General features: G+C 68.5%; 12 protein-coding genes. 2 read left to right on the top strand and 10 right to left on the bottom strand.

The features are described 5' to 3' along the window. Positions 1 to 8: 8 nt before the first annotated feature. From MPARV_RS0103885 to MPARV_RS0103865, 5 genes are all read right to left on the bottom strand, one after another. The gene (locus MPARV_RS0103885; RefSeq protein ID WP_012227291.1) at positions 9 to 668 is read right to left on the bottom strand and encodes a J domain-containing protein; all 660 of its coding nucleotides are present in this window, start codon (positions 666 to 668) and stop codon (positions 9 to 11) included. After that, positions 665 to 1,993: an amidohydrolase family protein gene (locus MPARV_RS0103880; RefSeq protein ID WP_040055359.1), complete on the bottom strand. Its 1,329-nt coding sequence runs from the start codon at positions 1,991 to 1,993 to the stop codon at positions 665 to 667. The genes MPARV_RS0103885 and MPARV_RS0103880 overlap by 4 nt, the downstream gene beginning before the upstream one ends. Beyond that, positions 1,990 to 2,892, bottom strand: coding sequence for a purine-nucleoside phosphorylase (locus MPARV_RS0103875; RefSeq protein WP_020377318.1), 903 nt, complete (start codon positions 2,890 to 2,892; stop codon positions 1,990 to 1,992). Before MPARV_RS0103875 ends, MPARV_RS0103880 begins: the two co-directional genes overlap by 4 nt. A gap of 43 nt (positions 2,893 to 2,935) precedes the next feature. Then, positions 2,936 to 4,591 carry an alkaline phosphatase D family protein gene (locus tag MPARV_RS0103870; RefSeq protein ID WP_012227297.1) on the bottom strand — a complete coding sequence of 552 codons (1,656 nt, stop codon included), beginning with the start codon at positions 4,589 to 4,591 and terminating at the stop codon, positions 2,936 to 2,938. A gap of 84 nt (positions 4,592 to 4,675) precedes the next feature. Continuing rightward, entirely contained in the window at positions 4,676 to 7,237 is a 2,562-nt protein-coding gene (locus tag MPARV_RS0103865; RefSeq protein WP_020377317.1) for an ABC transporter permease, read from the bottom strand. An 81-nt stretch (positions 7,238 to 7,318) separates the two neighbouring features. Between MPARV_RS0103865 and MPARV_RS0103860 the strand changes: the two genes are divergently transcribed. Beyond that, a complete protein-coding gene (locus MPARV_RS0103860) occupies positions 7,319 to 8,215 on the top strand; it encodes an enoyl-CoA hydratase-related protein (RefSeq protein ID WP_020377316.1) in 897 nt (298 codons plus the stop codon). 1 nt (position 8,216) lies between these two features. Beyond that, positions 8,217 to 8,852, top strand: coding sequence for an HAD family hydrolase (locus tag MPARV_RS0103855; RefSeq protein WP_020377315.1), 636 nt, complete (start codon positions 8,217 to 8,219; stop codon positions 8,850 to 8,852). A gap of 212 nt (positions 8,853 to 9,064) precedes the next feature. On the opposite strand, the gene MPARV_RS0103845 is transcribed toward MPARV_RS0103855, so the two are convergent. From MPARV_RS0103845 to MPARV_RS0103825, 5 genes are all read right to left on the bottom strand, one after another. Further along, positions 9,065 to 9,667, bottom strand: a complete 603-nt coding sequence (locus tag MPARV_RS0103845) for a hypothetical protein (RefSeq protein WP_012227305.1) — start codon at positions 9,665 to 9,667, stop codon at positions 9,065 to 9,067. Between the two features lie 34 nt (positions 9,668 to 9,701). Beyond that, complete coding sequence (locus tag MPARV_RS20775; protein WP_012227312.1) at positions 9,702 to 10,436, bottom strand: VOC family protein; 735 nt, start codon at positions 10,434 to 10,436, stop codon at positions 9,702 to 9,704. 20 nt (positions 10,437 to 10,456) lie between these two features. Then, complete coding sequence (locus MPARV_RS0103835; RefSeq protein WP_031277191.1) at positions 10,457 to 11,902, bottom strand: cryptochrome/photolyase family protein; 1,446 nt, start codon at positions 11,900 to 11,902, stop codon at positions 10,457 to 10,459. 13 nt (positions 11,903 to 11,915) lie between these two features. Further along, positions 11,916 to 12,446 (bottom strand): DUF4395 domain-containing protein, encoded by a 531-nt coding sequence (locus MPARV_RS0103830; RefSeq protein ID WP_020377312.1) that lies wholly within the window; start codon positions 12,444 to 12,446, stop codon positions 11,916 to 11,918. 64 nt (positions 12,447 to 12,510) lie between these two features. Continuing rightward, on the bottom strand, positions 12,511 to 13,587 hold the full coding sequence (locus MPARV_RS0103825; protein ID WP_020377311.1) for a Rieske 2Fe-2S domain-containing protein: 1,077 nt from the start codon (positions 13,585 to 13,587) through the stop codon (positions 12,511 to 12,513). Positions 13,588 to 13,713 lie beyond the last annotated feature (126 nt).

The raw sequence follows: 13,713 nt of genomic DNA, 5'->3' as shown, positions 1-13,713 counted from the left end.
TCGGTCCGTCAGCTCCAGCCGCGCTCGTTGCGGATCAGGCGGTAGGCCTCGTTGAGAATGCTCACGGTTGCTGCGGCACGAGTTCGCTGGGGTGTGAAGTCGGCCGAGTCGGGATAGTTGGCCGGCCGATCCCGTTCCACAAGTGCGAGGTAACGCCCGCGGACGGCTTGATCATCGGCGGTCCGGCCGACGCCGAGCACCCGATAAGGATCGACACCTACGGTTTGCATGGGGAGGTGCTCCGCCTGGCCGATGCCAGGAGCTGGTGCAGGCTCGTTCAGAGAGTCGGCCCAGCCGCCATAGTCCCGCTGGAACTGCGTCAGCAGATCTCGCAACGTGTCCGTGGCTTGTGAAGCTTGCTCGGCTTCGGGCTCCCCGTCGGGTGGCGCCCTCGATATGAGCCGCGTGAGGGTGCGGCTCAGCGCGGTGCCGATGATGGCGACCGCACCACCGACCGCCGCAGTGATCACGCCCTCCAGTGGCCGCGCCGGGGTGATCCGGCCAAGGAGGACCAGCAGACCGATCGCGGCCCCCGCTCCGGCGATCCACACGAGCGACCGCCGGACCTCGCTTCGACGCGTGCGTGCAAGATACAGGGTGGCGAGGCGAAAACCGGCCGCAAACGTGAATATGGTCCAGAGCGGTAGCCCCTGTGTGGATTTGCTCACCGAATTGCGGCCAGCACTTCGGGACGTCGCGCCGAGACGGCCGCCCGGGCGGCGGCGACATCCATGGTGAGCAGTGCGCGGTCGGCGACCACCCGGCGGCCGCCGACCCACACGTCGGTGACGTCGCCACGCCCAGCGGCGTACACCACCGTGCCCACGGGGTCGTAGGTCGGGGTGAGGTGTGGCGCACCGGGGTCGAGCACGACCAGGTCGGCCAGCTTGCCCGGCTCGATCGACCCCAACTCGTCGCCGGCGCCCAACAGCGTGGCCCCACCGATGGTCGCGGCCCGCAACACCTGGTGAGCGGTCATCACCGAGGCGTCGCCAGAGACACCCTTGTGGATGAGGGCCGCCAGGCGCATGGTGGCGAACAGGTCCAGGTCGTTGCTGGATGCCGGTCCGTCGGTACCAAGGCCCACGGTGACTCCGGCGTCGAGCAGCTCGGGGATGCGGGCGACGCCCGATCCCAACTTCAGGTTGGAGCCGGGGCAGTGGGCCACCGATGTGCCCGACCTGGCGATGGCGGCGATTTCGTCGTCGTCGAGGTGGACGGCGTGGGCCAGCACCACGTCGGCACCGAGCAGGCCAAGCGTGTCGAGCAGTTCGACGGGACGGAGACCGTGAGCTTCGCTGACCATGGCCACCTCACCTTCGGACTCGGCCGCGTGGGTGTGGATGCGGGCCCCAACCTCCCGGGCGGCGGCGGCCACGGCGCTGAGCTGGTCGGGAGCGAGGGTGTAGGTGGCGTGGGGGTGGGCCCAGCGGCCGATGGCCGTGTGCCACCCCTCGGCGGGTTCCCGGGTCCACAGGCGCCGGGCCCGTTGGACCTGTGCGTCGAAGCTGTTGCCCTCCGGCCCGGTGCCGCCCAGAAACGCAGGCCCTCCCGCCAGGCGCAGCCCGGCGTCGTGGGCCACCTCGGAGGCCACCTCATCCCAGAAGTACATGTCGAGGGCGGAGGTCACGCCACCCAGCAGCGACTCGGCGACGGCCAGCGCCACCCCGTCGCGCACGGCAGCGCTCGACAGCACTGCTGCCTCGGCGGGCATGACGAGTGCGAGGAAGCCCTCAAGGTTCACGTCGTCGGCCAGCCCCCGAAAGAGCGTCATGGCCAAATGCGTGTGGGCGTTGATCAGGCCCGGCATGACGATGGCGCCGCCCAACGGCCGGTGGACGGCTCCGGGCAGGAGGGCGGCCACCTCGGCGCCGGAGCCGACGGCGACGATCCGCTCACCCTCGATGGCGATGGCGCCGTGGTTGATCACGCGATCGGTTGGGTCGCAGGTGATCACCGTGCCTCCGGTGAGTACCACGCGCTCGCTGCTCATGATGGTGGGTCCTGCCAGAGGTCGTGGTGGGCGGCCAGCGCGGCGAGCACATCAGCCAGCAGGACGGCCAGCTCCGGGGCCGCTGCGTGGGCCACGTCCACCACCTCCTGGGCCGACAGCTTGCCGCCCAACCCGGCGGCGGCGTTGGTGATCAGGCTGATGCCGAGCACCTCCAGCCCCACCTGCCGGGCCGCGATGGTTTCGAGCACCATCGACTGGCCCACCAGGTCGGCACCCAGGCGACGGGCGGCAACGATCTCGGCCGGTGTCTCAAACTCGGGCCCGTGGAACCCTGCGTACACGCCCTCGGGCAGGTCGGGTGCCGCGTTGCGGGCCAGGTCACGCAGGCGGGGGTGATACGCGTCGGTGAGGTCGACGTGGCGCGAGTCGTTCGGCGGTGGGGGCAGCGGGCCGGTCAGCGGGGAGGCCCCGGTGAGGTTGAGCTGGTCGGTGACCAACGCGGGGCGACCCACCCCCCAGCCCTCCCGCATGCACCCTGCGGCGTTGGTCAGCACCACCACCCGGCATCCCGCCGCAGCGGCGGTGCGAACGCCGTGGGCGACGGCAGCCGGGCCGTGGCCCTCATAGAGGTGGGTGCGCCCGGTGAAAACCAGCGCTTGGACGCCGATACCGTCCGGTGTTTCGATCCGGACGCTGTGGACGTCGGAGCCGTGCCCCATGGCACCGGCGCGATGAAACCCGGCCAGGTCGGCGGTGGACACCGTGGCCGTGACGCCGAGCCGGTCGACCGCCCGCTGCCAGCCCGAACCCAGCCAAACGGCCAGGCGGTGGTCGTTTCGTCCCAGGGCCTCGGTCAGCTGTGCGGCCGCCAACCGGGCCGTCTCGAAGGGGCCGTGGCCCGCCGCCGGGTCGGCCGAGATCGGCGTCGGGGTCAGCAAGGCGAGATCGTGGCGGGATGCACGGCTGACAACGGCCTGGGGGTCATCCTTGCGTGACCTCGGTGGCCGTGTGCTCGCCTTTGGCGACCGCCCAGGTGGGGCCCACCGTGATCGGGCTGTCGGCATCCCAGACGTCGTCGACGTACCGGAACTCGCAGCTGAAGTCTTCCTGGGTGACGGTGCACACCGCGTAGCCGTGCTTGGCCTCGAAGTACCGCACCTGCGGGTTGAACTTGGTGTAGTCCTCAGAGAACAGGAAGGAACTGATGGCGGTGACGAGGAACTCGGGGCAGACCGCCGGGCCCTCCGCCGGGGGGATGGCGTCGGTGTCGTTCACATCGAACACGAAGCCGGCGTGGTAATCGCCGGTGAGCACCACCGGGTTGTCCACCTTGGCCAGCGCCGAGCGGATGGTGGCCCGCTCGGCGGGAAAGCCGTCCCAGGTGTCCTGGAAGAAGGTGGGGACCTGCGCCTTCGTTGCTGGATCCTCCACGGTGCCGGTCACCAGCCCGGCGAACAGCACGGGGTTGGCCAGCGCCGTCCAGGTCGTGGTCGACTGCTCCAGGCCCTCCAACAGCCAGGCCTTCTGGGTGTCGCCCAGGAGGGTGCGGTCCTTGTCGGACCGGGCCTCGCAGTCCGGAACCGTTCCCACCGGGTTGTCGCCCGGGCAGGCGCCCGGGTCGGTGTACTGGCGGGTGTCCAGGATGAACAGCTGGATCAGGCCGCCCACGTCGAGGGTGCGGTACACGACCAGCTCGCCGTTCTGCGGCGGCGGGAGCCGCACCGGCATGTGCTCCCACCAGGCCTGGTAGCCGGCCTGGCGCAGTTCGGGGTCGACGTCCTTGGTGTAGTTGTTCTGCACCTCGTGGTCGTCCCACGTGGCGAAGAACGGTGCCGTTTCGTGCGCCGCCTGCAACTGCTTGTCGCCTTTGACCTGGGCGTAGCGGGCTCGAAATCCGGGGAGGTCGGTGGGCACCTCGGAGGTGTAGTGACGGCTGGTGTCGCCGTTCGGGCCGGTGAGGATGTTTGGCAGTTCGTAGATGTAGTCGCCGAGGAACACGATTGCGTCCAAGTCGTCCAGCTTGGCCGCATCACCCCACGCCCCGTAGCGGCCTCCCTGGAAGTCCTGGCACGTGGCCATGGCAAACCGGAATTGGCCCGAGGACGGCTGGGAGTCATCGGTGGGCATGGTGCGGGTCCGGCCTACGGGTGACACGGCAGCGCCGATGGAGAATCGATACCAGTAGGTGCCATCGGGCTTGAGTCCGTCGACGGTGGCGTGCACCGAATGCGCGAAGTCGGCGGTGGCCACCTCGGCCCCGGATGCGACCACACTGTCGAACTTGGCGTCGGTGGCCACTTCCCAGCTCACGGGCACGGGTACCGAACCGATGCCTCCGTCCGCCTTGGAGGGGTTGGTTATCACGCGTGTCCAGAGGATCACGGAGGTGTCGTTGGGGTCGCCCGAGGCCACGCCAAGCGCAAACGGATCGCCGTTGAGTTTGGGCACCGGTGGCAGGCTGGTGGAGGTCTCGGTGGGTGGGATCGCCGTGCCGGTGGGGGAGTCGTCGGAACCGCACGCCGACAACGCGCCGACGCCAACCAGCGCAGTACCTCCGAGAAAGGTTCGCCTGGTGGTGGCCTGTGTCCTGCCGCTTGGCATTGGCGTCGCTCCGATGGTGTTGTCACCCGAGTCCATCGCGCTCAGTACACCACACCGAACCTTGCGGTCACCATTGATGCCGCCCCTTGTGGACCGCACTCGAAGCGCCGGGTGTGCGAACTACTCCTGCGAGATGGCATCCAGCACGTTCATTCTCGACGCTCGCCATGCGGGCCACAGGGCGGCGAACAGGCCCATGATCACCGTGACGAAGATGCACAGAATGATCCAGCTCCACGGGATGACGAGGGTGCCCGACAACGCGTCCGGAAGGACCTTGACCGCAGCGATGCCAAGGGTCGTGCCCACGGCCACGCCAAGTAGCCCGCCGAACACCGACGTGATCACCGCCTCCCGACGAACGATCTTGCGGATCTGCCTGCGGGTGGTGCCCACCGCGCGCAGCAGGCCGATCTCCCGCGTGCGTTCGTAGACCGAAAGCGCCAGCGTGTTGGCCACCCCGAGGCCGGCCACCAGCACCGACACCAGCAACAGCATCGACACCGCCTTGACCGCGATGTCCAGCGGCCCGGTCTGGCTTTTCTCGAATTCTCTGGGTGTGATCACCTCGGCGTTGGCAAATTCGCCCGCCACCGGCTCGATGGCCGCCTTGAGCGCCGTGTCGCTGGTGCCCGGTGTGCCTTTGACGGCGATCGCCTGGACGAACGTCTGGGCGCCCACCTGGTCGGCGATCGACTGGTCGATGATCACGTCCGACAGCGCGGCCGTGCGGGTGTAGATGGCACCAACCGTGGTGGTGGCGGTGGCCCCGGTGCCGGTGGACACCGTGATCCGGTCGCCCAGCTTGACGCCCTGCCTCTTCGCCGCATCGGCGGACAACCAGACCTGGCCGTCATCGGTGTTGGCTTGGCGGGTGGGACCTTCGGTGACACCCAGGTCATACACCTTGGGCACCTCGGCCAGGCCGGCCACCGCAACACCCGATGCCTCACCCCGAGGGCCGGCGACGGTGGCGTTGGAGAACGCCGTCGGCACCACGGCGGCAACACCCTGCGCCTTGGCTAGTGCGTCGGTGATGGAGGTGGGGTCGGGTGGGACCAGCTGGTTTGGGACCACGAACCAGGCGGCGGTGGTGTTGTTCCTCAGTTGGTTCTCAAGGCTCTGCTTCACCGACAACCCCACCGTGGCCACCAGTGCGATGAGTGCGAGGCCGATCATGAGCGCCCCGGCGGTGGTGGCGGTGCGGCGTGGGTTGCGCGCCGCGTTCGTGCGCGCCAGCGTCGCAATGGGGCCTCGTCCCAAGGGTGCGCCGATCAGCCGCACGGCCGGAGCGGCGATCAGCCGTGAGAGGCCGGCCAGGGCCAGGAACATCACCACTGCGCCGCCACCGATCAGGCCGATCCTGGAGCTGATCGAACGGCCGTCGCCCAGGCCGACGACGATGCCGGCAATGCCGATCACCAAGGCGATCGGTGCAATCAACAGGCCGCGAAGGCCACGGCCGGCCGGGGTGGCCTCGTGTTGGCGCATTGCCGCCACCGGCGCCACCCGCATGGCCCGCAGCGCGGGGAAGAGGGCCGAGGCGAGCGTGACGCCCATGCCGATGCCCAGGCCGACGGCCACCGTGCGGGTCGAGATCACCAGGTGCGCCCCGCGCTCGGTGTCGATGGCCCAGCCGGCGAGCGTGGACAATGCCAGCCCCGTCGCCAAACCGAGGATCGATGCCAGTACCCCGATCACGGCGGCCTCTCCGAGGACCGATGCGAACACCTGGCGTCTGCCGGCGCCGACGGCACGCAGTACCGCAAGTTCCTTGGTGCGTTGGGCGACCACGATGGAAAACGTGTTGGCCACCAGGAACGTGCCCACAAACAGGGTGATGCCGGCGAACACCAGCATGCCGGTCTCTATGCCGTCCACGATCGTGTTGATGATGCCGACCACCTGGGCGGTGAGATCGTCTGCGCTCCCGACGGTGACCCCGCTGGGCAGCCGGTCTTCGATTGCGGCCTTGACCGCACCGACGTCGGCGTCTGGAGCGACCGCCACCAGGATCGTGTCGACCCGATCGTCGCCGCCGAACAGCTCGGCGTTCACCACCGGGTCAAACACCGCTACGGCATCGGTGAACTGGAACATGGAGTTGGTGTCGGGCACCACCGGCGACACGATGGCCGTCATCGTCATCTGTCGACGGCCGGTGGGGAGGAACACCACAACGGTGTCACCCACCTGTGCGTTGGCTGCGGTCGTGCCGCCCTCGTTGACCGCCAACTGGTCGGGGCCCTTCGGCGCTGTGCCGGAGACGAGGTTCCACTGGGCCGGGTCGTAGGCCGAGGTGGTGGCCGAGCTTTGGATCTGACCCAGGGTGCCCTCGGTTCGGTCCGGCACCTCGAAGGCCACCCCCCGTTGGGTCTGCCCCACGGTGGTCGCTACGCCGTCCACACCCTTCAACTCGTCGGCCAACGAGGCGTCGAGGGTGCCGCTGAAACCAAAAGCAGTGAGTTTGGGGGAGACGAACAGCAAGCGATCGGTGCCCGGCACGCCGGTATCGGAACCCGGCAAGGCAGTCGAGGTTTGGTCGTCGAGGATGCCCCGCAGCTGATCGGCCAATCCGTAGGCCGTCGTGATGAACGTGACGCCGATGAACACGGCGAACGTGGTGAGCAGAAAGCGGAGGAGGTGCGCTCGGGTGCTTCGCAGGGTCAATCGCAGGATCACCGGTCCATTCTGTCAGCCGTCGCCCGGGTACCGTGGCGGCGAGCACCCGTTCGCCGATGCCTTCGATCACAGGAGTAAGCCATGAGCCCCGATGTCGCGGAGAATTCGCCCCAGAGCCCGGTGTCCCCGGCCGACTCGACCTGGGAGTGCTTCGACGTCGATCTGAGCGACGGGGTCGCCCACGTCCGGTTGAACCGTCCGGAGGCCTACAACTCGATGGTCCCGGCGTTCTGGACCGAGCTCCCCGCCATCGTGGAGGGGCTCGATGCCGCAGGCACCACCCGCGTGATGGTGCTGTCGTCGACCGGCAAGCACTTCTCGGCCGGAATGGACCTGGCGGTGTTCACCGAGGGCGGCCTTGGTGGTGCGTCGGGCGTGTCCGAGCAGGGGCGCCGCAACGCAGGCCTGTGGCTCATGGTGCAGCACCTCCAGCGCAGCTTCACCGCCCTGGCGAACGCCCGGTTTCCCGTGCTCGCAGCGGTGCAGGGCGGCTGTATCGGGGGCGCGGTCGACATGGTCGCGGCGGCCGATTGCCGCTATGGCACCGAGGACAGCTTCGTCTGCATTCAGGAGATCAACATCGCCATGACGGCCGACGTCGGCACGCTGCAGCGCCTGGGCAGGCTGGTGCCCGAGGGCGTGGCCCGCGAGTGGGCCTACACCGGCGACCGAATCCCGGCCGGACGCGTCCGTGAGGTTGGGTTTTTCAACGAGACCTTTGCCGACCATGAAGCGCTCGTCGCCGGCGTGCTCGAAATCGCACGGCGTATCGCCACCCAGTCGCCGCTGGCGATCTGGGGCACCAAAGAGGCCATCAGCTATGCCCGGGACCACTCCACTGCCGACGCCCTGCATCAGATGGCCGGGTGGCAGTCGGGCATGTTCCAGCCTGGCGACATGATGGAGGCCTTCACCGCCAAAGGCGAAAAGCGTGCGCCCGTGTTCGAGGGGCTGCCGCCACTCCCCGGAGCCCGCTGACGTGACGCTCGGCCTTTTCGACCTGGACAACACGTTGATCGACCGGCGTGCGATGTTTGCACGCTGGGCCTCGGGCATGCTGGAACGCCTTGGAATCGGCGAGGCCGACGGCCTGGCCTGGCTGATCGAGGTGGACGGCAACGGCTATGGCGACAAGGCCCGCTGGATGCCGCAGGCCGCCAAACGGTTCGACGTACCCGAAGAGGCGATCGCAGCAGACCGGACGACCCACTGGGTGGCGTCGATTCAGGTCGACCCAAACGTCGGGCCGGCCTTGGAGCGACTGAGTGATGCCGGGTGGACCCTGGGCATGGTGACCAACGGCCCGTCAACCCAGTGGGACAAGATCAACGCGACCGGGTTGGGAGTGCATTTCGACGCCGTGGTCGTGTCGGAGGTGGTCGGCACCCGCAAGCCCGACCCGGCCATCTTTGAGCTGGCCGCCGAGATGTGCGGCCGGCCGCTGGAGGGCTGGATGGTGGGAGACCATCCGCACTTCGACGTGGCGGGTGGCCGGGCCGTTGGTCTGTCGGGTGCCTGGATGCGAGGACCCGACCCGTGGCCGACGGGTCTTGAGCCGCCTGATCTGACGGTGGAGTCAATCGCGGAATTCGTCGACGCGGTGCTGGCCGGGTAGCCCGATTCCACCGGGGTTTCAGCCGGGCGTGATCAACCGTTCACGCCCTCGGGCCGGCGAACCACCTCGGTGCCCGGGCCCAACATCACGGCCGGTGCGCGGCGGGGTGTAGGCGTCGGCCCTGGCCACGTTGACCGAGTAGCCGAGGTCGTCCACCTTGGACGGCGGGGCGGGCGCACAACCGCAGCCCACCACCAGGAGCCCGATGGTGGCTAGGACTCGTCGTCGCTGGACGGCAGGAACTGGAAGGTCAGGTCACCCAGCTTGACCAGGGTGGAGGCCACCCAACCACCCATCGCCCCAAAATGGTCGTCGAGCACCGAGCCGTCCGCCAGCGTGGACTCGTCCAACTCGTAGGTTCCCTCGTAGGACACCTCGGCCGACCACTCGGTGCTGGTCAACTCTGCGTTGTGCAGGGCTTCGGTGGTCAGCCCCTCCCGGTGCAGTCGCTCCGGGCCCACCGCCGGACTGTCCGCGGGGAGGGCGGCCAACAACCCGGACAGGTCGGGCTGTTCGGACAGACGCTGGATGCGAAACGACACCTCGATCTCGATGCTGGGAGCCTCGGCGAGATCCTCGTCGATGTACCAGGAGCGGTACGCGGTCTGGCTCCAGGTGGGCCACTCCAGGGTGAGATCGGCCCGTATCCGTGGGGGTGTGCCTTCGCCGGGCAGCCCGTAGGAGGTTTCCCAGGTGACGTCTCCCAGCAGAATGTCGGTCTGGAAGCGCTCCTCGAAGGCCTGACGTTCCAACATGGCCCGTTCCATGGCGTCGCGCAGCGCTCCGATGGCGTCGGTGAAGACATGGTCGAGCATGGTCGGCGACCCTACTGTCACGCTCCTGGCGATGTCAGCCGCTGGACGTGAGGTGGGGGCTCATCACCACGGTGGGGACCGAGCCGCCGACCGCCTTGAATCGCAGGGTGGCGATGCGCCGTCCCGGCTGCACCGCCGGGCGGGGCGGCCCCAGGAGTTCGCCGAGACGGGCCGCGGTGTCGTCGAGATCGCCGGAGTTCAGCGCAAGTCCGAAGAAGGCGGCCGGCGCGTCGGGGGAGGCCGCCGCGGCGCCGACGTCGGCGGGTCCCACCAGCTCCACGATCACGGGTCCGGCCCAGAAAAAAACCTGCCGCATCGCTTCGCCGTCGCCGTCGGTGTCCCGGGTGCGACGGGCCTCGAAGCCGGCGCCGAGGAGCGCAGCGGTCGTTCGCTGCACGTGTGGTGAGCCGATGACGAGGTGATCCAGCCCGGTCACTCCGTTGTGATGGCCGGGGACGGATGTCCGGGCATCTTCGGCAACTTCGGCAACCTCGTCGGTCGGCTCGTCCGGCACCCAGGCGGTCGGCAGCCCGTCAATGTCTGCCGCGTTGATTGTGCCTTGCGTTGGCAGACCCTCGGCATGGGACACCAGGTCCCATCGCAGCAGGCCGCGCGGCCCGCCGTCGCCATGAAGCAGCACGCGCACTGCGCCCAGCAGCACCGAGTGGGGCGCAGCGCCCGTGGGTTCAGCGACAGCGAAACCGGCGCGACTCCAAGCTGACGCCGCGTCACCGACATGGAGGGTGTGGAGTTGAGGTCCGGCGGTCATCGTCGCGACGATACCGGTCCTTACCCTCGTTCACGGGCGTGCTGATACACGGCCAGCGTGCGCTGTCGAGCATCGCCATGGTCGACGATCGGGCGAGGATAGTGAGTGCCCAACTCGACGCCCGCTTCGGCAAGCACCCGGTCGGGTGCGGCCCCCGGCTCGTGGATCCAGGCGCGCGGGAGGTTGACGAGTTCCGGTACCCAACTGCGCACGAAGTCACCGTCGGGGTCGAACTTTTTGGCCTGTGTCGTCGGGTTGAAGATCCGAAAGTACGGCGCGGCGTCGGGACCGGTGCCAGCGACCCACTGCCAGTTGCCGACGTTCTGGGTGGTGTCGCCGTCCACCAGCAGGCGACGAAAGTGGGCTTCCCCCCAACGCCAGTCCACCAGCAGGTCCTTCACCAGAAAGGAGGCGACGATCATGCGCACGCGGTTGTGCATCCAGCCGGTGGCGGCCAACTGACGCATGCCGGCGTCGACGATTGGATAGCCGGTGGTGCCGGCACACCACGCCTCAAACTCCTCGTTGTCGTTCTGCCACTGCAACGCCTCGTAGGCGGGCCGCATGGGGTGCCGGGTGAGCCGTGGGTGCTCCCAGAGCAGGTGGGCGTACCAGTCGCGCCACGCCAACTGTCGAACGATCGCAGCGCCTCCGGGAACGTCGCGGAGTGCGACTGCGGCCCGTCGTGGCGACAGGGTGCCGAAGTGCAGGTCAACCGACAGCTCCGAGGTTGAGGCCAGATCGGGTCGATCCCGCTCGTCGCTGTAGCGGGCCGCCCGCTGCACGGCGGCATCGAGTCGGCCCAGCGCGGCCCGTGAGCCACCGGAGTGATGTGGGTCGTCGCCCGACCCGGGCAGGTCGCCAAGCGTGGTGGTGGTGCCGGTACCCCAGGCGGCCGAGGCCGGTGGCCGGGTGACCTCGGCAACCGAACGGTCGGGATCGGTCCTGTGATCCACCCAAGGATCCCAGGGGGTGTCCCGCCAGCGCTTGTAGAACGGGGTGAACACCTGGGACACGTCGCCCTTTGCCGTCGTCACCGACCTGGGGGGCACTACCAACGTGCCCCAGAAGGTGTGGAACGGCACCGGTTGATCACCATGAGTTCGGGCGGCGAGGGAATCCAGGGCGCGAAACACCCGTTGGTCCCGCCTGCGGCTGCCCGGTGCGGCGTCGGCGTTGGCGTACAGCGCATCGGCGCCCGCTTCCTCCATCACCTGGGGCACCACCGTGGCAGGGTCGCCGCTGCGCAGCCTCAGACGCCCGCCGAGCGCCTGCAGATCCTCGTCCAGCGCCCGAAGGTGGGCGGCAAGTTGGGTGCGCCGGTGCGGGCCGGCCAGGTCCATCACCGCGGGGTCCACCACGAACAGCGCCGTCACCCGGCGACATGCCCCCACCGCGGTGTCCCAGGCCGGGTTGTCGATCAGCCTGAGGTCCTTGCGGAACCAGACCACTCCGTGATCGTTCACTGCTGTAGCTGGTTCAGGTGCGTGGGGCCAGGGTGTCGTTGCCTCGAAGGCGCAGGGAGATGTCGGCGCATTCCGGGCAGTCTGCCGCGGAGAACACGCCCGCCTTTGCCAGGTAGCCGTACATGACGCATCCCAGGCACAGCCCGAACGCCGCCTCCAGTGATGCGGCCACCATGATCGCCGCCACCAGCGTGACACCCGGGCCGGTCAGGCCGAAGGCGAGCCAGGCCACTGCGGCGGCGGTGGACAATGCCGTGCCGATGCCCTGGGCGAATCGCTTGGGGGCGCCCGGTACCAGGCGCTCGGCATGGGCAAGCCGTGGTGCCACCACACGGGTGGCCAATTGTCCAAGGGGGCTGAGCGTCGGGCCGGTCAGCACCCGGGCCCAGAACCCCAATGCCAAGGGCACGACAAGCCAGCGGGCGCCGTCGATTCCGGCGGCGGTGGCCGCCAGGATGAGCCCGGTCAACAGCACCACTCCGGTGGCGACACTGCGGGCCGCCACCTCGTTGACCGGGTTGGGAAAGGAGAAGAGTGAGCGCACCGCAATACCCTACCAACTTGGTCGGGTATTGCCGCGATCGTCGCTCAGGCCAGAGTTGGGACGCCTACAGCTTGAACGCCGGGTCGGGGGTACCGAACTTCTTGGATGCGGTCAACTCCCGATCGTTCTCGGCCGGGTACGAGCCGTTGGGCGGGTACACCATGGCCTCGCCGTCCACCGGCTCGGCGTAGAACTGGCTGGCCCACTTGCGGAACTTCATGAACGGTCCGTCGTTGTCGGCCAGCGCCGGACGCACCAGGTGCGCCTTGTTCTGCCAGATCGGCATGTCCTCCAGCACCTGGTTGCCCACCTCGTCGGCGAACGCCTTGCCCACCGTGGATTCGGTGTCGGCGTCACCCAGCTTCTTGACGCGGAAGGTGAAGCGCAGCACGCACTTGTTGGCGCTGATCGGGGTGTTGCACCCCATCAGAAACGTGTCGACGATGCCCGAGAAGTGAATGACCGAGAGCCCGGGGCCCCAACTGTCGGAGTCGATGCGCCCGTCGACCACCCCACGCGGGGTCGGAAACTTTTGGACGCTGCGCATGAACGAGCGCTCGCCGTCGGTGTCGTAGCGCTCGAGCTCGGGCACCATGTCGGTGTTGTGCACGTACCGGAAGTGGGCGGCGTCCACGCCGTTCTCGGCGATCTCCTGCCACGGGGCCTCGATGACGTACTCCCGATGGATTGGGTCGGTCCATTGGTCGCTGTCCTCACCGAACTCCGCCAGTTCGGGCACCTCGAAGCTGGGGGGCGCATCGGTGGGGTGATACCACGCCATGATCACGCTGTTGCGTTCGACCGTGGGGTAGGGCTGCACCACCTCGCGCTTGTTCACGCGGGTCGAATACGGAATGTTGGTGTTCTTGCCCTCGCTGTCGAAGCGCCAGCCGTGGAAGGGGCACACGATCTCGCAGTTCTCGACCACGCCGCCGTGCCCCAGGTGGGCGCCCATGTGGGGGCAGAACGCATCCTGAACATGGGCCTCACCGTCGTTGTCGCGCCACAGCACCAGGTGGCGGCCGAAGTACTCCAGGGGCTCGACATCGCCGACGGCGAGGTCGGCGGAATACGCAACGACGAACCAGCCGAACGGTACGGGGAACGGTGATCTGATGGTGCCTAGGGGGCCGGTGACCATGGTGTCTCCTCTTTGGGACGTCGACGCCGGGTGGATGGCGCCGGGTGTCGTTCGACGACAAAACTAGAACGCGTTCTAGTCTAGGCCCCTGGCCTTCCCGTGCGCCCACCTCACCGGGTCGTGTGG

The sequence above is a fragment of the Candidatus Microthrix parvicella Bio17-1 genome, from assembly GCF_000299415.1.
GTDB lineage: Bacteria > Actinomycetota > Acidimicrobiia > Acidimicrobiales > Microtrichaceae > Microthrix > Microthrix parvicella.
The sequence above is the reverse complement of the archived record's forward strand: the minus strand, read 5'-3'. Positions and strand labels throughout refer to the sequence as shown.

What these genes read in the sequence shown, in the direction of transcription:
- MPARV_RS0103880 (WP_040055359.1), bottom strand. Translation starts at nt 1,993, where the DNA reads ATGAGCAGCGAGCGCGTGGTACTCACCGGAGGCACGGTGATCACCTGC.
- MPARV_RS0103870 (WP_012227297.1), bottom strand. Translation starts at nt 4,591, where the DNA reads ATGGACTCGGGTGACAACACCATCGGAGCGACGCCAATGCCAAGCGGC.
- MPARV_RS0103860 (WP_020377316.1), top strand. Translation starts at nt 7,319, where the DNA reads ATGAGCCCCGATGTCGCGGAGAATTCGCCCCAGAGCCCGGTGTCCCCG.
- MPARV_RS0103845 (WP_012227305.1), bottom strand. Translation starts at nt 9,667, where the DNA reads ATGCTCGACCATGTCTTCACCGACGCCATCGGAGCGCTGCGCGACGCC.
- MPARV_RS20775 (WP_012227312.1), bottom strand. Translation starts at nt 10,436, where the DNA reads ATGACCGCCGGACCTCAACTCCACACCCTCCATGTCGGTGACGCGGCG.
- MPARV_RS0103825 (WP_020377311.1), bottom strand. Translation starts at nt 13,587, where the DNA reads ATGGTCACCGGCCCCCTAGGCACCATCAGATCACCGTTCCCCGTACCG.